The organism is Pontibacter saemangeumensis, from assembly GCF_039541895.1.
Classification (GTDB): domain Bacteria; phylum Bacteroidota; class Bacteroidia; order Cytophagales; family Hymenobacteraceae; genus Pontibacter; species Pontibacter saemangeumensis.
Genome location: NZ_BAABHC010000016.1, coordinates 462,242 through 484,296 on the forward strand (window position 1 = coordinate 462,242; position 22,055 = coordinate 484,296).

16 protein-coding genes are annotated in these 22,055 nt (G+C 51.8%); 4 read left to right on the forward strand and 12 right to left on the reverse strand.

The features are described 5' to 3' along the window. Window positions 1–90: 90 nt before the first annotated feature. From ABD920_RS15995 to ABD920_RS16010, 4 genes are all read right to left on the reverse strand, one after another. On the reverse strand, window positions 91–708 hold the full coding sequence (locus tag ABD920_RS15995; protein ID WP_345160457.1) for a flavodoxin family protein: 618 nt from the start codon (window positions 706–708) through the stop codon (window positions 91–93). Window positions 709–733: 25 nt separating this feature from the next. Continuing rightward, window positions 734–1,216 carry a nuclear transport factor 2 family protein gene (locus ABD920_RS16000; RefSeq protein WP_345160458.1) on the reverse strand — a complete coding sequence of 161 codons (483 nt, stop codon included), beginning with the start codon at window positions 1,214–1,216 and terminating at the stop codon, window positions 734–736. Between the two features lie 66 nt (window positions 1,217–1,282). Beyond that, entirely contained in the window at window positions 1,283–1,762 is a 480-nt protein-coding gene (locus ABD920_RS16005; RefSeq protein WP_345160460.1) for a nuclear transport factor 2 family protein, read from the reverse strand. 57 nt (window positions 1,763–1,819) lie between these two features. Then, entirely contained in the window at window positions 1,820–2,809 is a 990-nt protein-coding gene (locus tag ABD920_RS16010) for an aldo/keto reductase (protein ID WP_345160461.1), read from the reverse strand. Window positions 2,810–3,049: 240 nt separating this feature from the next. Between ABD920_RS16010 and ABD920_RS16015 the strand changes: the two genes are divergently transcribed. From ABD920_RS16015 to ABD920_RS16025, 3 genes are all read left to right on the forward strand, one after another. After that, complete coding sequence (locus tag ABD920_RS16015) at window positions 3,050–3,946, forward strand: helix-turn-helix domain-containing protein (RefSeq protein ID WP_345160463.1); 897 nt, start codon at window positions 3,050–3,052, stop codon at window positions 3,944–3,946. A 273-nt stretch (window positions 3,947–4,219) separates the two neighbouring features. Further along, a complete protein-coding gene (locus ABD920_RS16020; protein ID WP_345160465.1) occupies window positions 4,220–4,486 on the forward strand; it encodes a hypothetical protein in 267 nt (88 codons plus the stop codon). Window positions 4,487–4,631: 145 nt separating this feature from the next. Continuing rightward, the gene (locus ABD920_RS16025; RefSeq protein ID WP_345160466.1) at window positions 4,632–5,993 is read left to right on the forward strand and encodes a hypothetical protein; all 1,362 of its coding nucleotides are present in this window, start codon (window positions 4,632–4,634) and stop codon (window positions 5,991–5,993) included. Between the two features lie 314 nt (window positions 5,994–6,307). On the opposite strand, the gene ABD920_RS16030 is transcribed toward ABD920_RS16025, so the two are convergent. Together ABD920_RS16030 and ABD920_RS16035 are read right to left on the reverse strand one after the other, a co-directional pair. After that, window positions 6,308–7,855 carry a glucuronyl esterase domain-containing protein gene (locus tag ABD920_RS16030; RefSeq protein ID WP_345160467.1) on the reverse strand — a complete coding sequence of 516 codons (1,548 nt, stop codon included), beginning with the start codon at window positions 7,853–7,855 and terminating at the stop codon, window positions 6,308–6,310. A 26-nt stretch (window positions 7,856–7,881) separates the two neighbouring features. Continuing rightward, the gene (locus ABD920_RS16035) at window positions 7,882–9,849 is read right to left on the reverse strand and encodes a sialate O-acetylesterase (RefSeq protein WP_425568630.1); all 1,968 of its coding nucleotides are present in this window, start codon (window positions 9,847–9,849) and stop codon (window positions 7,882–7,884) included. 704 nt (window positions 9,850–10,553) lie between these two features. Here ABD920_RS16035 and ABD920_RS16040 point away from each other — a divergent pair. After that, entirely contained in the window at window positions 10,554–11,789 is a 1,236-nt protein-coding gene (locus ABD920_RS16040) for a multidrug effflux MFS transporter (RefSeq protein ID WP_345160469.1), read from the forward strand. A gap of 128 nt (window positions 11,790–11,917) precedes the next feature. Here ABD920_RS16040 and ABD920_RS16045 read toward each other — a convergent pair whose 3' ends face one another. The 6 genes from ABD920_RS16045 to ABD920_RS16070 all read right to left on the reverse strand — a co-directional run bounded on the left by ABD920_RS16045 (window position 11,918) and on the right by ABD920_RS16070 (window position 21,953). Then, window positions 11,918–13,036: a serine hydrolase domain-containing protein gene (locus ABD920_RS16045; RefSeq protein ID WP_345160470.1), complete on the reverse strand. Its 1,119-nt coding sequence runs from the start codon at window positions 13,034–13,036 to the stop codon at window positions 11,918–11,920. A 520-nt stretch (window positions 13,037–13,556) separates the two neighbouring features. Beyond that, window positions 13,557–14,600 carry an NAD(P)-dependent alcohol dehydrogenase gene (locus tag ABD920_RS16050; RefSeq protein ID WP_345160472.1) on the reverse strand — a complete coding sequence of 348 codons (1,044 nt, stop codon included), beginning with the start codon at window positions 14,598–14,600 and terminating at the stop codon, window positions 13,557–13,559. A 395-nt stretch (window positions 14,601–14,995) separates the two neighbouring features. Continuing rightward, window positions 14,996–15,649: an OmpA family protein gene (locus ABD920_RS16055; protein WP_345160473.1), complete on the reverse strand. Its 654-nt coding sequence runs from the start codon at window positions 15,647–15,649 to the stop codon at window positions 14,996–14,998. Between the two features lie 2 nt (window positions 15,650–15,651). Beyond that, window positions 15,652–17,409: a hypothetical protein gene (locus tag ABD920_RS16060; protein ID WP_345160474.1), complete on the reverse strand. Its 1,758-nt coding sequence runs from the start codon at window positions 17,407–17,409 to the stop codon at window positions 15,652–15,654. Between the two features lie 8 nt (window positions 17,410–17,417). Then, complete coding sequence (locus ABD920_RS16065) at window positions 17,418–18,260, reverse strand: hypothetical protein (RefSeq protein WP_345160476.1); 843 nt, start codon at window positions 18,258–18,260, stop codon at window positions 17,418–17,420. Window positions 18,261–18,488: 228 nt separating this feature from the next. Then, window positions 18,489–21,953, reverse strand: coding sequence for a hypothetical protein (locus tag ABD920_RS16070; RefSeq protein ID WP_345160478.1), 3,465 nt, complete (start codon window positions 21,951–21,953; stop codon window positions 18,489–18,491). Window positions 21,954–22,055 lie beyond the last annotated feature (102 nt).

Sequence of the window (22,055 nt, forward strand, 5' to 3'; positions counted from 1 at the left end):
AGCAAACTAACTGCTATCATCACAAATGCTGTTGCCGCTATTTTGCTGTATAATTTCACGCGCTTGTTTTTACCTATTCTTAATTAGCTGCTACTGTAGCATCTTAATTTTTTGCAGCCACTTCTTCACCTCTGCTTCTGCTTTTTTTGCCTTTTCTCCTTTGATGGCAAGGTATATACCATCTCTTTCGAGTCCGCCTCTGGTAGAAAAGCTTTCCGTTATTTTGCTGTTGGGACAAAGTGCCTTCACAGTTTCAAAACTGCTCCCAATTCCGTAGCCAGCATTGGTGTTGAAAGGCACAATGACTTTTCCACTCAAATCGTGTTGCTTCAAAAAACTTTTCATGGGCGGAGGTAATTGCATCCCCCACGTGGGAAACCCCACAAATACCACATCATAGCTTTCCATGCTGTCTATCCTGGTTTTCAGCGGCGGCAGGAAGCCGGTCTCATTCTCCTGTGCTACCTGTTGCACCGTAGCCTGGTAGTCCTCCGGGTATGGCTCTTTCAGTTCGAGCGCCAACATCGTTCCCCCCATATACCCGTGTATGATGTCCGCAATCGCCTTTGTGTTGTTTGTTCGCGACAAATACACAATCAGCACTTTGTCAGGGTCAACTGCAGTTTCAGTTTTAGCCTCGATATCCTCTGTGGGAGCGGAAGAACAAGCTGAAAACAAAAGAGAAAAAGCCAGCAGCAGTTGAATCATAAAAACGGTTTTTCATTGCTTATACCTAATGCTGAATGGTATGGGTGTCCCGGACACTGCTAAACGTCATGGCTAACAGTTTCCAGTCGTTCCCTTGTTTCTTAAAAACCTCGGTAACTGTAAATTCATTTATCGCGTCATTGCCCCGGACCACGGCCGTGAGCGTGATGCGGCTCCAAAGAATGGCTGTGTCGTCCACAATTTCTACGGCCACATCATGTACATCCGCTTTCTTGTACCAGATGCTTCCTGTTTTGATGATATCCAATTCCTGCTGCTTTTTCCAGGTTCCACTCATATGGACAAACTTCGACTCATCGTGGAAGAGAGAAGCCAGTTTGTCCACTTTCTTGTCTGCCATCCACTGCCATTTATCCCTGGAGAGATTGATGATCTGCTCTTCCGCGTCGGTGCTGCCGGCCGTAGCAACGCTTGCTTTTTTATCTTGTGCGAAGGCCCCTTGCATACCCATCAGCAGGAAACAGAGGCCCAGAATGAAGGCTTTCATATAGTCATCGGTTTAAGAGTTGAAGAAAAGGCAGGTTCATTTTGCCTGCGAACCACAAGGTGCTGACTACTCAGTTTTAACAGGCCTGCTTAGCTTGGAAAAAGTGAGGGAGCCTAACTTCCATTTACCTTTTTCCTTGATATACACTTCCGTCACCATAAAAGGATTGATCACTTCGTTTCCGCCCACGACGGCTACCAAGTCAATGTCATTTAACAGGATGGCCGTGTTCCCAATGAAGTTCACGGACGCTGAATGGACATTGGCCTTCTTGTAATGAATCCGCCCACTCTCAATCACACCAAGCTCCTGCTCTTTCCCCCAACTGCCACCCATATGCACGAACACTGCTTTTTCATCGAATAAGGTCTTCAGGGAATCCACCTTCTTGTCTGCCATCCAGCGCCACTTGTCTTTCGACAGTTGGAGGATTTCCTGTTCTGATTTTGTCGGGCTGGTTGTGGCTGAACCCGGCAGGTTCGCCTGGGCATGCGATAGCTGCACACTGGCTATATACAAGAATAAGCCGAGAAGTAATTTTTTCATGATTTTCTATTTTAGCTTTTTTATATGCTTTGTTGAAGGGCCGCTTTCCCTCATGGTTTAGCGGTTTATCATCTTTTGTGCTTGTTCTGAATACCGATGACCTTGAATCTCAATATGCGACAGAGCCTCATTGATTGCCTGAAGGTCATGCGTGGTTAACTCAACCTCAGCCGCCTTCAGGTTCTCCTCCAACCGGTGCAGTTTCGTGGTGCCCGGAATAGGCACAATCCATGGCTTTTGTGCCAAGAGCCAGGCAAGGGCTATCTGGGCAGCAGTAGTGGCATTCCGTTCGTTCGCCATCCTGCCCAGCAAATCCACCAGCGCCTGGTTGGCTTTCCGGTTCTCCTCCGAAAAGCGGGGAACAGTATTACGGAAGTCAGTCTTCCCGAAGGTAGTGTTCTCATCAATCTTGCCTGTCAGGAAACCTTTCCCCAAAGGGCTGAAGGGCACGAAGTGAATCCCGAGTTCTTCCAGGGTGGGCAGTATTTCCTGTTCAGGCTCCCGCCACCAAAGGGAATATTCACTTTGCAAAGCCGTTACCGGTTGCACCGCATGAGCTTTACGGATGGTCTGTACGCCTGCTTCCGACAGCCCGAAGTGCTTCACTTTTCCCTCCTGTATCAACTGTTTCACTGTTCCTGCCACCTCCTCGATGGGAACATTGGGGTCGACGCGATGCTGGTAGAATAAATCAATGACATCTGTTCTGAGACGTTTAAGTGCTGCCTCTGCAACTGCCCTGATGTTTTCGGGGCGGCTGTCCAGACCTGCCATAGCGCCGTTCTCAAGTTTAAAGCCAAACTTGGTGGCGATGACGACCTCGCCACGGAACGGCTCCAATGCTTCGCCCAGTAGCTCTTCGTTGGTAAAGGGACCGTATACTTCAGCGGTATCAAAGAAAGTGACACCTTGTTCATAAGCTCTCCGAATCAGTTTGACCGCATCCTGTTTTTCTGTGGCAGGACCATAGCCAAAGCTTAACCCCATACAGCCAAGGCCAAGGGCTGATACTTCCAGCCCGCTCTTTCCTAATGTTCTTTTTTGCATCTCCCTTCGCTTTAAAATAAATTAATCCTCCAGCTTTCTTTCTCCCAGCCATTTCAACATCGCCGGGTCACGGTGGTCGAAGAAGAGGCTTTTCTTTTTCTATTGCAAAGGTATAGGACATTATATATCTGCCTGTTATACAGATTACTGGTTTGCATACCATTATTACTGATTGGGGAAAGCGCATTGTGGAAAAGAAGAAGAAAGCGGTAATTTTGAGGGAGATAAAACGATAACGACATGGATAACCTGCGACGATTTGAGACCATCCGGGATTATAACACCTTCAACAACAACGAGACGCTCCATCCGCTGGTGAGCGTGGTGGATGTGTCGAAGGCAAGCCCCAGGCAGGCCTCCAACATGTATTTCGGCTTTTACACCGTCTTTCTGAAGGAAGTCAATTGCGGTGATCTGCGGTACGGCCGGCATATATATGACTACCAGGAGGGAACGCTGGTGTTTATTGCCCCGGGGCAGGTGGTGAGCGTGGAAAACAGCGGGGAGACCTATCAACCGAAAGGAACTGCGCTTATCTTCCATCCTGACCTGATACACGGCACGCCGCTCGGGCGGCATATGCAGGACTATACGTTCTTTGGCTATCAGTCCAATGAGGCCCTTCACTTATCGGAGCGGGAAAGGAAAATCATATTGGATTGCCTTTCCAAGATCGAGTATGAGTTGGAGCATGCCATCGACAAGCACAGCAAACGGCTCATCGTGTCCAACATCGAGCTGTTCCTCAACTACTGCGTCCGTTTCTACGACCGCCAGTTTATCACCCGCGACAATGTCCACCAAGGGATACTGGAGAGGTTTGAGAACTTGTTGAACGCCTACTACCAGTCCGACAAGCCCCAGACCATCGGCTTGCCCTCTGTCGCCTACTGCGCAGGCGAACTGAGCTTGTCTGCCAACTATTTCGGGGACCTGGTCAAAAAAGAAACCGGGAAAACAGCACAGGAATACATCCAGACAAAGGTGATAGAGGTGGCGAAGGAAAGGATATTCGACCACAGCAAGTCTGTGAGCCAAATCGCCTATGAACTCGGCTTCAAGTACCCCCAGCACTTTACCCGCCTGTTCAAGCAAAGGGTGGGGCAATCCCCCAATGTGTACCGGATGCTCACTTAATTGCCAAACAGGTTTATAGCATAGGCCGCAAAAACATGAGAAGGGCTCGATGCGCTCCACACACTGTTATTGTGGAAACAATGCAAGTGGCTGCACCCATCCCATCCTGAATATTTTACTTTTATCTGCCTGTCTAAGGACCTCCGGTCAAAGGCATCAAACCTGTGTTTCCAGGAAGGCTGAAGAACTTATTCTTTTAAAATCCCGGTATTTTCAGACCTAAAAACATATACATAAAAGTTTAAGTCGAAAAGAGAGGAATTATTTTAAAAAATGACGCGCTCTCGGATTGCCCGTGTCCGTGATTGTGCTCCCCTTGTGCCTGGGTATAACCAGGTTGACCGGGCCCCTTCCATCGCCGGTAAATTCGCGGCCATGATCGGCGGCTTGCTGTTATCCTATGTCGGTGTCTCTGAGCACACCATCCTCCACCAGCATATCTATACCAGCCAGGGTAAGCGTTCCAGGCTTGCGGGCCTGGATTGCCATTGGCCAGCTACAAACCATCCCTTGGCTGCCCGTGTGCTGGCCGAGATATAACCTGCAGTTTTATCCCTGTGTTATAGCAGCCGGGTCGGCTGCTATAATTTTCACTTCCATTACGCGCGGCAGCAGCAGTATTGCTTTGCTATAGCATTATACCCTATTGCATCATAAATTCTTGCGCTGTAAATTCACTTTCCATATGAAAAACCTACTCCTGCCTGTGCTGGCAGCTACCCTCTATCTAGCCCCACCCGCTCTCGCGCAGCAAACCATAACCCCGGCAACCGGGATGAGCAACCCTAAAACTGAACTGAGATATAACCTCTCAGAAGACGGAAGCAAATACATCAAGGCCACTTTCCTGAACCAGGTCTGGCTGCGCTGGACGGATAATAACAGTGGAACGACAATAAACGGCAAGCCGCAGGATAACACGCTGGACATAGGCCTTCGGCGCACGCGCCTGCAGCTTTTCGGGCAGCTGACCGACCATGTGTTCTTCTATACCCAGTTCGGGATGAACAACTTCAACCGCTTGGCACAGATGAGCGGCAACCGCAAGCTGCAGGCCTTCTTTCACGACGCACTGGCAGAGTACAAGGTGTTCAAGGGCGATGACAGGCTCAAGCTGGGGGGCGGTCTGACGATTTTGAGCGGCCTGAGCAGGTTCTCCCAGCCGAGTGTGGGCACCATCATGACAACGGACGTGCCGGTTTTTGCCCAGGCCACCGTGGACCAGACAGATGAATTCGGGCGCAAACTGAGCGTGTACGCCAGGGGGCAGGTAGGGAAACTGGACTATCGTGTGGCACTCTCTGATCCCTTCCCGGTTCAAACGAACGGCCAGGTAGCACCGGAAATAGGAAAGCGCGCCACCTTTGCTAAGGTAGGGCTTAACAAGCAGTATCAAGGGTTCTTTATATATAACCTCCTTGAGAAAGAGCCGCACACCACCCCATATATGGCCGGTACTTACTTGGGCGATAAGAAGATATTGAATATAGAGGGCGGCCTGATCTATCAGAAAGACGCGACCTGGTACACCCCGAACGGCACCGACACTACCTACGCCGATATGTTGCTTTGGTCGCTGGCCGCTTTCGCCGATATGCCTCTTCAGAACAATACCTATGCCCTTTCCGCATATGCAGGCTATTTTAACACGCATTATGGAAACGACTATATCCGCAACAACGGCATCATGAACCCTGCGACTGGCACTACCGACCCAAGCAATTTTAATGGTGCCGGCAATGCCTACCCGATGTTTGGCACCGGCGAAACCATATATACCCAGGTTGGACTGCGTTTACCGGAAAACCTGCTTGGGGAGATGGGCACCTTGATGCCTTATGCATCTTTCAGGCATTCCAGTTACTCCGCTTTAGCAGCCCCGGTGGATGTGTGGAATTATGGGATCAACTGGCTGCTGGACAAGCACAAAGCCAAGGTTTCACTCAACAACGAGATCAGGCCTGAGTTTGAGATAAAGCCCGACGGGGAACCTGTGAAGTCCTCTACCCGTGCCAGTACTTACTTACAATTCCAGATATATTTTTGATCCCCATATCGGGCCTTCATGCAACCGTTCAAACTCATTTCAGAGGCTGCGGTATGCTTTTTCGCAATTTCTAAATCCAACCAAAAGGCATATAGGACATTGCTTTCCGGCCCAGGTTTCCAAGGAGCGGGGCTGTTAGAAAGGATGCTGCAAGCGAACAGTCTTCTCCTGTTGATTTTAATTTCTCATCCACTCACCTTCAAAAGCCACTCCATAATAGGCTGGGGCGGCTTTTGAAGGTGATAGCAGTGTAAGCTGTGATATTTTTATAAGACTAACTCTCCACAACTTCGCTTAAAGATATGCGCACCGACTTAGCGGTTTGACCCGGAGGCTGGTTTTTCCTTCATCCAATTAGCTGCCCACTCGAGGAAATACCTGATGTTGGGTGCATCCGTATGGCCTCCGTCGTGCTGCCGCCAGGCCAGTTCCCCATCCAGCAGGCTGACATTGACCCCTGGCATTTTGGCCGTTTTGTAATCATGGCCTACCCCAAGGTCTTTTGCTCCTAACAATCGAAAGACCGGTCCAGCCGCGACAGTGGCCATATAGCTGCCCTGCTGATCCAGCCACTTCGCGTCACCTTTTTCTGGGATTCCATAGCTGATGAAAGTCAGCCGGGGGGCGCACAGCGCAATCAGCTGATGCGCATCTACCTGGATGTCTTTCGCATTTTTACTGCCAAATGTGGCCTCCGAGGCACCATACTTTAAAAAGTTACCTGCCATCCAGTGGTATTCCGCGCTGCTGGTCAGGCTTTCCACGGCTTCCCCGAAGTTCCGCCGGTGCAGCTTGGCGCCGCCTTCCCCGGAGGAGCCAATCAGGCCCATGTAGAAACGCTGGTCAAAAGCCAAGGCTACCAGGGCCGCTTTCCCATAGCGCGACACCCCCTCGATGCCCACGTGTCTGGCATCCACCGCCGGGTCATTTTCCAGGTAATCCAACCCCCGGGAGGCACCCCATGCCCATGCCCTCAAGGCCCCCCAATCGTCGGGCTTCCGTGGCTGCCCTTTGTTCACCAGGCCGATGATACCTTTGGTGAGGCCCGCTCCGTTGTCGGCCTGTATGCTACCCGGCTCGATCAGGGCATAGCCCCAGCCCGCCCGCAGCAGCTGATGCGTGGTAGGCGGATCGCCGGCTGGTGGAGGGCCAAAAGCAGGGACCTGTGATGCGATGGGGTTGTAGGCGGGATATTGCTCAAACACCTCCTTCAGGGAAGGGTCCTGCTGAATTAACAAATCCTTAAGCGCTGTATTGATCTTCTCCAGGCTTTCCTTCGGCGGCTGCGCCGGAGCCGGCAAAGCACTGGGGCCAAACATCATCAACACAGGCACCGGACCCTTGGCATTGGCCGGCGTCACGACCGTCATGGCTATCTTTACGTCCAGCAAGGGGTAGTCCGAATTATCCACCTGCCCTACCAGCTGTTTCGCATTTACCGGAATCCACCCCACATATTCCCGCTCCGAGATTAAAGTCTTCCAGGTGACTTTGGGCGCATTTTTGGGCACTCGTCCAAATACCTCCCGCTCAAATTCCTCCACGATCTCGGGCCGCCGTTTGTTCCACCACATGGCCGGGGTCGTTACTTTTTTACCGTTTCTGAGGGTGAGGACTTCTGGCAGGTTCGGGTACGGGTTGGCCAGCGCTTCATCGTAATTGGCGTGATTAGGGGCTGACTCGTCGCCGCTGGGGCCAGGACGCAGGGCCTTAATGCCCAATTGTTTCATCATATGCTGATGATCCTGCTGGGCGGTAAAATCAACCACCGGCGGTAACTTTGCGTCCGCGCCGGAGGTAGCCTGCTGTGCCGAAGCGGAAGAAAACGCCAAAGCGAAAAAGAGATAAAATGCTTTTTTCATGGGAAGGTCCTTGCTTGTCGTTTATGTTATTCATCGGTCCGGAACGGAGAAGCCGGCAAACCTTCCTTGTTGTATAAATTGGCGCCATCCGGGTTATCAGCCCAGCCGTAGCGGACATATTTAGGTTCAGGCACCTCTTCGCTCCACACCACGACCTTATCTCCCTCAATTCTGGCGTTGGCCCAGACAAACTTTTTGTCAGCTCCGGCTACGGCAAACCAGTTCAGTTCTTCCCCATCGATCGAGGTTAACCCGCTACCGGTATCGGTAAAACTTACGGTAATTTTATTCCCAGCGACGTTAGCTGATTGAAAAAGCGGACCGGAAGCTACGATATTCTTTTCACCGTAAATAAGCTTTTGGGCGGCCAGGGCTAAGCGCTCCCCCACATCTTTCTTGTTATCCGGATGAATGTCATTCCATTCACCCAGATCGATGGTGACGGCCATGGCGGTGTTGGGCACCGATAAACTCTGCAGGGCAGCCTCCCGCATCAGGGCCCAGTTACTTTCTGAAGGCGTATAATTCACCTCCATAAAATTCGGGAGCTGCACATAGAGGAACGGGATGTTGCCTTGTTGCCACTTATTGCGCCAGTCTGCTATCAAGGCAGGCAACAGCTTTTTGTATTGCGTGGGGTTACCGGCGTTGCTCTCCCCCTGGTACCAAAGAATGCCTTTCAGGGTGTAGTTCGTGGCAGGTGCCACCATTGCGTTATATAGGGCGGTAGGCTGGTTTTGTGCACTGAAACCACTTTCCATCCCGCCGCTGCCACTAACCGGAGGATAAACCTCACCAACTTTGTACTGCCAATACCCTTTCAGATCAAGGGTTTGCTCATTCGCTACTATATAGTAAGGCTTGTCTGGAACAAAGCCGCCTTTCCCGCCATTATTCGTTACCCGGATCACAAAGAGATTTTTGCCCGGCTTCAAAGTGCCGGCTGGCAGGCTGTATCTTCGCTGTGGGTACTGATAGGTGGTGTTGCCCACCTGGTTTCCGTTTATATATAACACATCAGCGTCTACAATCCTGCCTAAGAACACTTTTGCCGGCACCCCGGTCATGGAGGCCGGCACCTCAATTTCACGCCGGTACCACACCACACCATTCAGGTCTTTAATCCCCTGATCCTCCCAATAGCCTGGGATGTTGATGGTGCGCCACCCTTTGGGCTCGTAAGCGGTTTCATACCATTTCACCGCCCCGGTAAGCCCCTTATCCTGCTCTGCTTTTTGCCTGTTCGCATTGGCAGCCGCTAAGGCGCGGCGCCTGATGGGATTTACGTAACTGGTATCGCGGTTTTTCTCTATCGTCGCGAGTATAGGAGCAAAATCTTTCAGCCCCTCTTCACTCATCCAGGCTTCAATGGGTGTGCCGCCGACACTCGCGTTGATCAGGCCAATCGGAATTTTATATTGCCTGTAAAGTTTCCGGGCGAAGAAATAAGCGACGGCGGAGAAATTATTAACGTCTTCCGGATTCGCTGATTTCCACGATCCCGGCGGCAAATCCTGGGCAGGGCCTTCCAGATTGGTGGTGGTCGGAATCCAAAAATGCCGTATCTGCGGATAATCGGCAGTCGCGATATCCTCTGCATAGGTAATGTTGTGCAGCGACATCTGATGCACCATATTGGACTGACCGGAACACAGATAAACATCCCCTACTAATATATCCTTGATGACAAGCCGGTTACTGGCTTTGATGTCCATTGTATAGGGACCGCCTGCCTTCAGAGGCGCTAATCTAATCGCCCAATTCCCATTCGCGTCGGCCGTTGCCCTGTAAGACTTGCCCTTGAATTTCACGGTTACTTTTTCTCCGGGAGCCGCCCATCCCCAGACATTAGTTTTAGCATCACGCTGCAACACCATGCCGTCGCTTACCAGCTGCGGAAGCTTGACCTGACTATTCGCTTGATAAGCGGACAGGAAAAAAAACAGGAGAAAGACAGTGACTAAGTTTTTGGGAAAGTTTCGGTGATTAGACATTCAATAATTACTGAGGGTGAAGAAATGTGTTAACAAGAAAGCGTATCCGATGTAAATGAACCCAAGGCAGGGGCGCACCCTAACCTAAGACTCCTGCTATATATCCGTAACCCTGAAAGGAAAACATTTCGCATATATGCATTGGCGATCCCAATATAAAGTCCTGTACATCTGTCTTAAATTAAAAATAGGAAAGAAAGTAATTAAACTTTTCTGAAAATAATCAAAAGTCACTTTATATATAGCATAAGCTCTGAGAAAACTACTTTCATGCACCTATATGGGTTTGATTAAATCCTATAATGGTTAAATTATCAGGTTCCGGATTCCGCTCAAATAGATGGAGCAGGAACCGAATACTTTTTCTTACTTCGGATATTATATATAACTAAATATATAACTCAAGCCTTCAACACAGCAGGATATCCAGAATCCTCTTGCTACTAAAGCAAAGCCCGATGCCGGTGAAGATGCAGGCCTGTCCGACGATAGCTCCCCCTGTCCCTCCAGCTTGGAACAACGAGTAAGCCGTTTAGCTGCCTGAAAAAACTTTCTTCGAACTATAGTCTTTCGGTTATGAATAGCCAGCTTCGGAAAAAATGAGCGTTTTTATATATCCCTCGGCACCATATTTCAGGCAATCCATCAAATAGGAATAACCTTTCGCGGATGCTTATGTACCTTTGCGGATAAAAAGCAGCTATATGACACGCAAGCGATACATTTCCCTCATCCTGATATTAGGAACGCTCACAGCCCTGGGGCCATTTTCTATAGACATGTACTTGCCTGGTTTCCCTGCCATCGCCAAAGACCTGAGCACTACGGTAGCAGAGGTCTCCCTATCCCTGTCCAGCTTTTTTATCGGTATATCCGCCGGTCAGTTGCTCTATGGCCCCCTCATGGACCGGTTTGGCAGAAAGAAGCCGCTTTACATCGGCCTTACGGGCTACCTTTTTGCCTCGGTGGCTTGTGCTTTTGCCTCCTCCATCGAAGCGCTGATCATATTGCGTTTTGTGCAGGCTGTCTGCAGTTGTGCCGCCGCTGTGGCCTCCGTGGCTATGGTGCGTGACCTGTTCCCGGTGCAGGATAATGCGAAGGTGTTTTCACTTTTGATGCTGGTGGTTGGCGTTTCGCCGATGATAGCCCCGACAGTGGGTGGCTATGTAACGGCCGGATTCGGGTGGGAGGCCGTGTTTCTGATCCTGGCTGGGATGGCGGCGGCAATACTTACTGCCGTTTATTTTGGCTTGCCTGAGAGCAGCAAGCCCGATCCCTCCTACTCACTAAAGCCAAAGCCGATCATCTCGAAATTCATCATGGTCCTGAAAGAGCCCCAGTTTTATACCTACGCCTTGTCCGGGGCTGTATCGTTCGCGGGGCTGCTGGCTTACGTATCCGGTTCGCCGCTGCTGTTCATGGAGATCTTTCAGGTGAATGAGAAGGAATACGGCTGGATATTCGCCTTCCTCTCCATAGGATTGATCGGGGCCAGCCAGGTCAACAGCATCATGCTGCGCAGGTACCGTAGCGAGCAAATCATTCTAACGGCCTTGGCTTGCCAGTTGGTGATCGGAACAGCCCTGGTACTGGGCACTATGGCTGGCTGGCTCGGGCTCTTTTCAACGATTGCCTGTATCTTCCTCTTCCTTTGCTGCCTTGGCTTTACCTTTCCCAATGCTTCTGCGTTGTCGCTGGCGCCGTTCACTAAGAACGCCGGCAGCGCTTCAGCTTTGATGGGTGCCACCCAAATGGGAATCGGAGCTTTGGCAACCGTCGTCCTCAGCCTCTTCAGCAACCACTCAGCCGTTCCCATGGCCGGCTTGATGGCCGCGTCAGCCTTTCTTTCGATGATGATTTTGCTGCTCGGGCAGAGGGTCATCCGGGCAAGGGGGCTGCACTACCAAACTGACGGCGCTGCTGCCGGGGCAATTCATTGATCATTTACCCATATCACCTGACTGCAGCTTCGTGCGCAGCATGCGGTCGATCATGGATTTATATTTGCCCATTGCCGCCGTGGTGAAGCAGTGACATGCAACCGAATCAGGAAAGCCCTGCCAGGTTTTTACAGCCGGCCACTGGCCGCTTCACTTTTCCTGTCTTCGTGGCGGGCGATATTGTCAGACTTGGCCGGGTATAGAAATTGCCGCAGGTCTTTCAGATAGGTCAAACTTCCGTTCGGCAGATTGCTGAGCACGATAATGGCACTGTGGTCTTTCTGATTCCGCAGCAGGTAGGTCGTGTAGCCGTGCCACAGGCCTCCGTGGTATACGATGGTATCCCCGCTCCCAACCTGGCCAATGCGCCAGCCATACCCATAATCTTCATTTTTTTTATCTTTCATCCCGGTGCCGGCAAAAGCTTCTTCCAGGGTTTCCCGCTTTACCAGCTTTTGCGTGTATAGGGCCTGGTCCCATTTATAAAGGTCTTCGACCGTAGAGTACAGTCCCTTGTCGCCCAGCACGGTATCTAAGTAGTCAGACGTTCGCATCTGCCTGTTGCGGTTGTGCCCGGTAGCCACTCTTCCTGTTCGGGCGGCTAACTCATGAAACGTAAAAGTGTTCTCCATCTGCAGCGGCTCAAATATTTGCTCCTGCAAAAAAGTGGCGAAGGGCACACCAGAGGCCTCTTCCACAACCGTCGCCAGTAAAGCGTACCCGGTGTTGCTGTAATCAAAGTGGGTGTTGGGCTTGTAAAACACCTTAGGCTGATGCACCGACATCAGGTTCAGGACGTCCTGGTTGGTCAGCGCTATTTTGCGGTCGGACCAAAGCTCATCGCTAAAATAGGTGTAATTGGGCAACCCGGAACGATGGGTCAGCAACTGCCGGATTGTAATGCCTTTGTAAGGGAAGTTCGGAACATACTGCTGCACACTGTCATCATAGTCGAGCTTGTCCTGTTCTTTCAGCATCATGATGGCCATGGCTGTGAATTGCTTGGACACAGAGGCCAGCTGAAAAGCCGTTTGCGTGGTTAAGGTGTCCTTCCGGTAAAAATCTGCGTAACCGAACGCGCCCTTGTACATTACCTGGTCATATTTCGTAACCAGTACCGTTCCGTTGAACCCCTTTCGCCTATGCAGGTAATTGAATATGGAGTCGAGTTGACTACACAGCTGGTTGGCGCTCGCTGCGGTAAACGAAGCCGGGATCTTTACCTGCTGCCTACTATCCTCCTTCAAAAATAAGTTATCTAACAGATTGTTTTTTTCTGATCCTGAACAGGAAAACAGGGGCAAAGCGCACACAATCGCTGAGACATACCTGAGCATCAGAAGCTTTACTTTAAGCAGGGTCATAACTAAATTTTTCAACACCGAAACCAGTGCTAAATATAATCTTTCTTCTTTAGTACTTGGAAGTAATTTTATGAAATTCTTTACTTTCCTATATAGCCAATAAGGTTGTCTGCCCTTATATGCTGTGAAAGAAATATCCCTGTCTCTATTGATTTTCTGTTAAAGAGGGTCCGTATCCTATCAGAAGGCCAAAAAAAATCCCTCAGGTGCACCTGAGGGATTTTTTTTGGCCTTCTGACACAAGTCATAATCTGAATTTGCATCCTTCTTCACCACCATGAGGCATTACGTCTGCCCTTCCCGAGCGGAGAATACGCAAGCGCAAGGCATATACACTGCTATAAGACCATTTTCACTTCTCTAATAGAACGCAGTATATAGGGCCGGATCCATTTTCTGTAGTTTAGAGGGAGGCCATGTCAATGACAAACCGGTATTTCACATCGCCCTCTAGCATGCGCTCGTACGCTTCATTGATATAATTGACCGGTATCACCTCCACATCCGATAGTATATCGTGCTCTGCACAATAGTCGAGCATTTCCTGGGTCTCGGCAATACCTCCTATCAGGGAACCGGCAATGCGGCGGCGGCCAAAGATCAAAGTTGCCGCCTGTAGTTCTGGCGCCTCCGGTGGAACCCCCAGCAGGATCATGGTGCCATCCCGGCGCAGCAGGCTGGCATACATATCCAGACTTACCTTTGCAGAAACAGTATTGATGATAAAATCGAACGTGTTTTTCACTTCCTCCAGGGCCTGTGGATCTTTGGTGACCACAAATTTATGTGCACCCAGGTCAGTGGCGTCGGTCTCTTTTTCTGGGGAAGTGCTTAGCACGGTAACTTCAGCGCCCATGGAGGCAGCTAGTTTAACAGCCATATGCCCTAAGCCTCCCAAGCCCACAACAGCCACCTTATGGCCAGCGCCTACTTTCCAATGCCGAAGTGGGGAATAGGTCGTGATGCCGGCGCAAAGCAGCGGGGCGATACGCGCCAGGTCCTGGTCTTCCCTTATTTTAAGAACAAAATCCTCTTTTACGACAATCTGGTTAGAATAGCCGCCATAGGTAGGCGTATTTAAGCCAGGTTCCGGGCTGTTGTAGGTACCGGTAAAACCGACCTCACAATATTGCTCCAGACCCTCTTCGCAACTTGGGCAGGAGCGGCAGGAATCCACCATACAGCCAACGCCAGCCGTTTCTCCCACACTGAATTTTTCTACGAGGTTTCCCACTTTCACTATGCGGCCCACGATCTCGTGGCCCGGCACCACCGGGTACGTAGCCCCACCCCATTCGCTCCGGACAGTATGCAAGTCTGAGTGACAAACACCGCAGAACAAAATCTCGATCATCACATCGTGTGCTCCAACATCACGGCGTTCAAAATCATAAGGTGCTAACGGTTGAACAGGATCGAAAGCGGCATATCCTTTTGTTGATATCATAGTTTTGCTTGTTAGGTATATGCATTGAAAAACGGCTGTACGTCAGGATTGTTTATGAAATATCTTAAATAACTGAATAACAGCCATATACATAATATCTCCAGAAAGTATCGGGTGGAGGCGGGCTTAAAAGGCTGGCTTGAACTTATGCTACGCCTTCGCCTGCGTGGAACATTCGGCTGCCGCCAAGTGGATACCCTGTTTTATTGATGTTGCCTCTTGTTGCTGAAATGCCATGACCGGTACGGCCCCGTTACGTGCCTGGCCTGAAGGGAAGATCAGAAGAAAGACATAGTGTCTGCTGCTTTTCCAGAAGCCACCATGCTGCTCCTCTATTGCAATGTTCCGGGGCCATATATGCCGACGCTCTGTAAAACGGTCTTCAGCTACCCGCCTTATTGTACTGTTTCCAGCGTTCCCACTTTGGGGAGAATCTGGATCACGAACCTTCGGTCGCGGATGTCGCCTTTGCGGCCTGCGCCCTCGAAACCGCTTCCGGCGGCGATGAGCTCAATCCTGTCTTTGGGGAATTTGATGCCGGCGTTTTGCCAGAACTCCAGCAGGGCGAGCGCCCGCTGGTAACTCAGCTGCAGCGCATATTCGCGCTGGGTAACGTTGCGGGGGTCGCCTTTCGGGAAACTGGCAGCGCGGCCGTCAATCACGATCAGGTATTTTACCTCCTCGTCTTCAATGGAATTGATGACCTGGCTCAGGTTCTCCCCGGCTTTCCGGAGCGGTGCCCGCGAGCGCTGCGGTATCACGGCGCTGCTTTGTTCGAACAGCACATCTACCAGCAACTCGTGCCGCTTGTACTGCTCGTTGTATTGAAAGTATTCGTCGTCGAGGCGGGCGAGTGCCGCTTTTATCTCGTCGAGCTTGCGCTTTTCCTGTACTTCTACCTGAAGCCGCGCTATGTTCTCGCGGTTCTCACTGTCCTTGCCCTGGAACATCTTGAAGCTCAGCACAAAGAGCACCAGCATCACCAGGAAGAGCACCGTCATCAGGTCGACGTAACTGGGCCAGAAGAAATCCCTGCTTTCCTTGCTCATCGCTACCTCCTGTTATTCCCGCTGCCAAAAATCTTGTCGAACGCTGCTTTGATCGGCCCAGGCTCCATGCTTCGGACCATATGCGCGTTCAGGGCCTGTAGTTGCTGGAGCAATTGCTGCTGAATGGCCGAGTCTGTTTCGATTTTTTGGAGGAGGCGCTCGTTCGTCTGCCGTATCTCCCCGGACAGTTGCTGTTGCGTCACGTTCAGCTTTTCCTGCTGCTGGTTCAGGTTCTCGAAGGGCCGCATATAATCCAGGATACGTTGGTATATGTTATCTTCGTTAATCCTCCTGAAATGCTCCTGCCACTTCTCGTAGGCATTCTGCGCATCGCGCTCCTGGTGCTGCAGCCGCGCCTCCATCAGGTCAGTTAGCCGGAGGGCGGCTTTGTCGAAGTACTGCTCCACCCTGCCTCCTATATCCTGCAGTTCCTGCTCGTGCTGCCCGAAGAAGTTCACCTGCCGCTGAATGGATTCGTCGTGCTTCTGCAGGTACCCCGGCACTTTATCGAAGCCTTCCTGCAAACTGGTTAAACGGCCGAGCACGTCACTGATCGTATGCGTCAGCTCCGCCCCTTTCTTCACCGACTCGTTCAGGGCCACCTGGTACTGCATAAAGTTCTTGAACAGCTGCTCGCTTTCCTTCATCTTATCGAACACCTGCAGGTTCGCGTTGGCCATCTGCGTGAAACCGATTTTATCCAGCTTCTCAATAAATTCCTTTTGCGTGCTGATGTTCTCGGTAAGCGTATCCACGATCGGCCGGAAACCCAGTATTTTGTCCAGGAAATCCTTGTTAAAGGAGTCCAGCACCGACTTCAGGTTGCCCAGGCTAGCGGCCATATCGGAGTTCAGCTTGGGCAGCAGGTGGGTTTGCAGGAAGGTGTAGTAGCCGTTCTGCAGCCTGTCGCGGGTGCTGCGGGCGTTTTTCAGCGCATGGTTGCCCAGCAGCGTCAGCAGGAGCCCGAAGAAGCTCCCGGCCATTGCAATCAAAACTCCGAATAAAAACGAAGGGATGTTCTGATCGGTGATAAAGGAACCTGCGGCGGCCCCGGTTTCATCCGCAAGCAAACCCGACCAGATCAGGCTCGACAACCCGATGATCACACCGGAAAAGGTGCCCAGCAAGCCTATATATAGCGGCGTGGATACCGTAGACTGCACTTCCTCATCCAGCGCCTCCGAGTAGCGTTCCGACACGTCCTTCAGGATATCAAAGTCTGCGGCAGCCCCTTTGTTGCGTTTCAGGTACTCGTTGGTGTTCCTGATAATCTTACCAAAAGTGTCGGAGGGGTTCCGCACCTCGATCAGATCGATGGTCGCTGCCGCCTTGCCGCCTGCGCCTACGGTGCTGACCAGGGCTTCCGGGTCCCCCTCTACGAGGTAGATGTTATTGCCTGAAACCAGCCGGTCAAACTTGTCTTTGGCTACAGAATAAGCAGGTACGGCCCCGCCCTTCGCTTCGATGTGCAGGACGTCCTGCTCGACGGAGACGATGCGCTTTACAACCGGGTTAGAGGGCATATACTCCCGAAACGGCCTGCCTGCCAGCAGCTGTTCCCAAAGTTGCCCGTCTGCCCCAGTTGTGGCGGGAAAGGCGGCGGGCTGGCCGAGCAGGTGCTCCGTTACGGACAGCTGCTCTTCGGAAGGGAAAAGGTTATTTATCAGCTCTATTTTGGCCCTGGTGTTCCGGTATATATAAAACTGGTAGCCAAGGATAGCCAGTACTAAAAGAGCCTCAAAAATAAATACGCCTTCCATGCAAACGGTTATCTGAAATCTATTCTGGCTTTCTCCATGATCTTCCAGCCGTTGTTAACTTTAGTGAGAACCCCATCCTGCTGCTGCACCACTTTAGTGACCATGCGGTTCGAAGGCTTCTCAAAATCAAACGCGTTCTCCAGCCTGTCAATCCCCTGCGCAATCACAAACGCATGGTTGCCGGCCAGGTTAAAGCGGTAATGCGTGCTGCTTCCATCGGCAGTGGCATCAACTTCTATATAGCTGTCGGAGTCAGGTTGCTGCTGGAGCTGGTGCGCCCTGATCACGCCATCCTCCGGGATAATCGCATATTTCTTACCTGCGTACGGGGCTTCGGCAGCCGCCACGGCCCCGGCAGCCGGTGCAGCCACGCCTGCCTCCTGCTCTAAGGCATCCAGCAGATCACCGTCCTGTATCTCCAGCCGTACAGGCCGGGCAGCGCGCGCCTGCTGCTCTCTTCCTGCCTCCTCCGGGCTGGTTCTCTCCATGGGCTCATTGCGTCGCCTGTTTTCTTTCTTCCGGCGCTGCTGCGGTTGCGGCGAAACATCCTCGTCGGGTTGCGACAGGGCTGAAACCTGCTGCTGGGGTTGCGGCTGCCGCTCGCGCTGCTTCTGCCTGCGCTCCTGCTGCTGCTCCTGCCGTGGCTGCTTCTGGCGCGGCTCGTTCTGTTGCTCCTGGCGCGGCTGGTTCTGCCTGCCTTCCCGCTCCTGCCGTGGCTGGTTGCTTCTTCCGGATTCGACAGACTCGGTCGCCGGCTTATTTCCTCTGCCTGTGTTACCCTCCAGTTTCCTGAGCCGGGCTTCCATGGCGCTGTTCTTTTCTTTCAAAGCCTCATATCGCTTACTCTGCATGTTATGAGAACTATTTGCCCTCAGGAACGCGAACCCTGCCCCTAAAAGCGCTACTATACTTACTATGATCGCTAAATAATCCATCTGATGTTGTTTCTTTTTTGATTTAAACCCTTGACACTAAACAATATAAAAGTTTCCCTGCTCAAAGTTTTCAGTTTGAAGCAGGGAAACTTTAAAGCATGACTTCAGCTGGCGGCACAGGCTCTTCCTGTAACGCGCGCAACGTCATGAAATGGCACTCACCTGCGACTGCTGCCTATACAGCTCTTTCGACAGCAAATATAGCGATTGTTTTAGTGGCATGAAGAACATGGTCTCGTGCAGCTGCTCGCGGTCGGTCAGTCCGCGTACGGTATCCTCCAGCACCATCGTATAACTGTCCTGCAGGTTGGTGCGCATAAAGTCCAGCACACGCATCGGGTCCACCTCCACGCCCATTGAGCGCATCAGCGGCGATATGTCCGGGTCGTCGAGCAGCATTTGCAGGCAGTTCATCACGTTGTCCATCACTTCCTGGCGCAACTCGCCTGTTATCTGGGTTTTGGTAACAGGCGTCAGGGCATCGGCCATGTTCGCAGAACCAGTGGGCTTCATGATCGGGATATTGGTCAGGTCATTCAGGTCGGTGCCTTCGAGTGCCATTGCGCCGCCGTTTGCTGTCACCTGCTTCGGATTGTCTACCAGCACCAGCTTAAAGTTTGCCGGTGGCTCCTGTCCTGTCACTTTCTTGAAAATGGCTTTGGCGTAGCGCTCCACATTCGACAGGTTGTTGCCTGCGCTCAGGAGCTTTATATATAAACTGCCGCGACCGCTGAAGGAGATATAGCGGGGCACCTTCACATCCAGTTGCTGCACCAGCTGTGCCAGGTGATACATCAGCGCCCCGAAGTGTAGGTAGAACATCAACCGCAGCTGGCGCGCCTGTAAAAGCTGTGAACTGTAGTTGAGCTCCTTGTCATAGCTGAAGAGCAAACTGCTGATGTCGGCTGAGTTAAAGTCCGGGTTGTCCAGCGCGGTTTCCAGGAACTTGCGGTACTCGCGCCCTTCTTCCGTAAGCGGAATGCGCAGCACGTGGTCCACGCCGTACTGCAGCAGGCCGTTGTCTTTTCTGGTCTTCACGGTAGCGAACCCATCGCCCCACAGGTCGTTGCCTGCAAAGCGGAAAGAAGAGCTGTGCGAAGGCTTCCGGTTCGTGAACAGCAGCACGTCGGTAGTACCGCCGCCTATATCCACATTGATCAGGTTCTCGTCCTGGCTCGGCACCACGGCCCCTGTTCTCGACAGAAAATAAAATGGCGCCACCGATTCTGTGATGCACACAGTGTTTCTCCCGTTTTTGAATACGCTGTTATATACCCCGTCCCACACGTTCTGGAACATATTGCGCGAGTATTCATCAAAACTGAGCGGCGCAAACCAAACAATTTTCGTGCTGGCCACATTGCCGTTGTTCAGCACCACCTTGTTTTTGATCAGGAGCATGATCTCGGTGAAGAAGGCCTCGATGCGTCGCTTGCCGGCGTTGGTCAGTGTCTCGCTCCACTTCAGGTCGGTGTGGTACGTCTGCTTGTACTGGTCCTGGTGCGTGCCTTCCGTATTGATGGAGAAACCGATATTGATGTTGCCGAACAGGTTCGAGATCTGGTTCTCAAAGTCAACAGATTCGCAGGTAGCCGTTCTGGTTGGGAAGTTATATAACGATCCGCCGGAGCCGATGATCAACGGAATGAACTCGCGTTTCAGCAAAGTCTCCACTGCAAACAACCTGCCGAAACCGCGCTTATGGAAACGCTGGTAATCGGTCAGGGCCGGATCGTCCGAAGGCTTGTTCAGCATCACCAGTTGCTGGTCGTTGGCGGTGATGGAGAACTCGCGTGGCGGCTGGTTAGCGCCGGAAGTATAGGCAATGTGCGTGTTCGATGTTCCAAAATCAACCGCAAACGTGAAATTATGAATGCCCTGCTGCTTTTCCTCGAACCTCGGAACGATAAGCGCCTTACCGGTAAAGTCTACCCCGGCATGTGTGAACTCCGCCACATCGAAGTGCGTGCCCCGGATCTCGTAATAGGTACTGCCGGCGCTGCTGTTACTCTTCTTGGTTCGCTTATGTGCGGTGGCGGATATAATGCCGCCACTTGCTTCCAGCTGCCTGCCCCCCACAAAGAAGGCGAGTGTATGGTTCTTGTTCACCAGCAGCGGATCAATGTCCTCATCCACCAGCATTACTTTGTAGAAGTCGTTGTACTGTACCGCGTCGGTAAACTTGTAGAAAGGGAACACTCCTAATCCGATCTTAGACTTTACAATGCGGCCCTTTTCAGGAATTATACTGCCGTTGGCGTCTTTTGAGTTCAGCGGGTTGTCGTAGTAGCTGCGCTCATACACCACGTTCCCTTTCTCGGTCGGTATGCTCAGCGTCACCCGCACATGGTTCATATCAATGTGGAACGTCAGGTGGTTGGCCAGGTCCTGTGGCGTGAAAAAGCTAAAGTACAGACTCGTGATCGGCAGCAGGTAGTTGAAAGACTTTTCCGTTACGCCCGGCTGGTACACCACGGTGCCGCTGTAGAAACGGTCGGTGTTTACCTCGTACGGCACCTGCACCAGCGTTTCCTGCAACAGATCGTTGATGGTTAGATAGGGATAGTTGAACCCGACACCGGGCAGCGAACGGTTCTCCAATGGCTTTTCATCGGAATACCCCACCACCGTATTCACCGGCCAGGCCAGGTTGTTGACATATTTCACATCAGGCGCCAGGCGCAGTTCAGGCTTCAGCACAATCGGCCGCTCACCCGCAAAACCCGTGTGGGTGGGACGGATGAAAAGGTCGCTGCTGGTAACAGCGGTCTGGTCCTTTTTGACCAGGAAGTTGATATGGCCGACATGCACCGGGTTCTGCTGGAAGTCCACCAGCTGCAGGTACTGCGACGCAATGGCATCCTGCCCAACCGCGCCAGCCATGTTAATCTTACGTAGCAGGTTCTCGTCCAATGCATTATATACTGCCGGGAAAGCCTGGATCATCGCATTGTTCGACACGAACAGCTTGTGCACATACTCCCTGAAATCCTGCTCCCTGTCCTCCAGCGACACATAGTGCTGATCGAAATAAGTGCCGATGTTCTGCGCGCGGTTCATGTTTAAAGGCTGCACGTTGGGCGCCACAAACAGGAAAGTCAGCGGCGAAGTACCCCCGATCAGCTGCATATGGCGCTCGCCACGGCTGTTCGTGGACTCAAAGAAGATCAGGAAGATGTCTTCGATGCCCCGGAAACGGCTGTCGTTCATGAACAGCTCCAGCGTACGGCCCAGCAGACTTGTGTTCGGATTCGCCTGCATGGCTCCCAACTGCTGGTGCTTGTTCCAGCGACGGATGATGATCTTGTTACCGGCCTGCGCGTAGCTCTGGTGGTTGTAGAGCAGCTCCCACAGATCCCAGAAATGCGTGACAAACTGATGGTAGATGGTGTTGGTGTTGTTTCCGGCCACGCCGCGCTTCACAAAATCGAAAGCGGTCTCGAAAAGGTGCATGCGGGCAAAAGGCGTCGGGATAGAGGCATTCATTTTTAAGGCTCTGCCACCGGCGCCATCGGTTATGTCTTTGATCTCGGTGCTGGTGATCTGGCTGGTTTTTGCCCAGCCTTCCACATTTGACCCGGTTTTATGTAGACGAAGTACTTTCGGCATGTTCGTTTAGTTTGTTTTAAGTACGATTACCTGCCCTCGCTCGCGTCCCGCGAGTGTGAGCTATTTAACGGTCACTGGCCGCTTTAAACTGTGCCTGAAGCA

Excerpts from the sequence above, each read along its gene's own strand:
- ABD920_RS15995 (WP_345160457.1), bottom strand. The coding sequence starts at position 708 with ATGATTCAACTGCTGCTGGCTTTTTCTCTTTTGTTTTCAGCTTGTTCT.
- ABD920_RS16000 (WP_345160458.1), bottom strand. The coding sequence starts at position 1,216 with ATGAAAGCCTTCATTCTGGGCCTCTGTTTCCTGCTGATGGGTATGCAA.
- ABD920_RS16005 (WP_345160460.1), bottom strand. The coding sequence starts at position 1,762 with ATGAAAAAATTACTTCTCGGCTTATTCTTGTATATAGCCAGTGTGCAG.
- ABD920_RS16010 (WP_345160461.1), bottom strand. The coding sequence starts at position 2,809 with ATGCAAAAAAGAACATTAGGAAAGAGCGGGCTGGAAGTATCAGCCCTT.
- ABD920_RS16015 (WP_345160463.1), top strand. The coding sequence starts at position 3,050 with ATGGATAACCTGCGACGATTTGAGACCATCCGGGATTATAACACCTTC.
- ABD920_RS16020 (WP_345160465.1), top strand. The coding sequence starts at position 4,220 with ATGACGCGCTCTCGGATTGCCCGTGTCCGTGATTGTGCTCCCCTTGTG.
- ABD920_RS16025 (WP_345160466.1), top strand. The coding sequence starts at position 4,632 with ATGAAAAACCTACTCCTGCCTGTGCTGGCAGCTACCCTCTATCTAGCC.
- ABD920_RS16030 (WP_345160467.1), bottom strand. The coding sequence starts at position 7,855 with ATGAAAAAAGCATTTTATCTCTTTTTCGCTTTGGCGTTTTCTTCCGCT.
- ABD920_RS16035 (WP_425568630.1), bottom strand. The coding sequence starts at position 9,849 with ATGTCTAATCACCGAAACTTTCCCAAAAACTTAGTCACTGTCTTTCTC.
- ABD920_RS16040 (WP_345160469.1), top strand. The coding sequence starts at position 10,554 with ATGACACGCAAGCGATACATTTCCCTCATCCTGATATTAGGAACGCTC.
- ABD920_RS16050 (WP_345160472.1), bottom strand. The coding sequence starts at position 14,600 with ATGATATCAACAAAAGGATATGCCGCTTTCGATCCTGTTCAACCGTTA.
- ABD920_RS16055 (WP_345160473.1), bottom strand. The coding sequence starts at position 15,649 with ATGAGCAAGGAAAGCAGGGATTTCTTCTGGCCCAGTTACGTCGACCTG.
- ABD920_RS16060 (WP_345160474.1), bottom strand. The coding sequence starts at position 17,409 with ATGGAAGGCGTATTTATTTTTGAGGCTCTTTTAGTACTGGCTATCCTT.
- ABD920_RS16065 (WP_345160476.1), bottom strand. The coding sequence starts at position 18,260 with ATGCAGAGTAAGCGATATGAGGCTTTGAAAGAAAAGAACAGCGCCATG.
- ABD920_RS16070 (WP_345160478.1), bottom strand. The coding sequence starts at position 21,953 with ATGCCGAAAGTACTTCGTCTACATAAAACCGGGTCAAATGTGGAAGGC.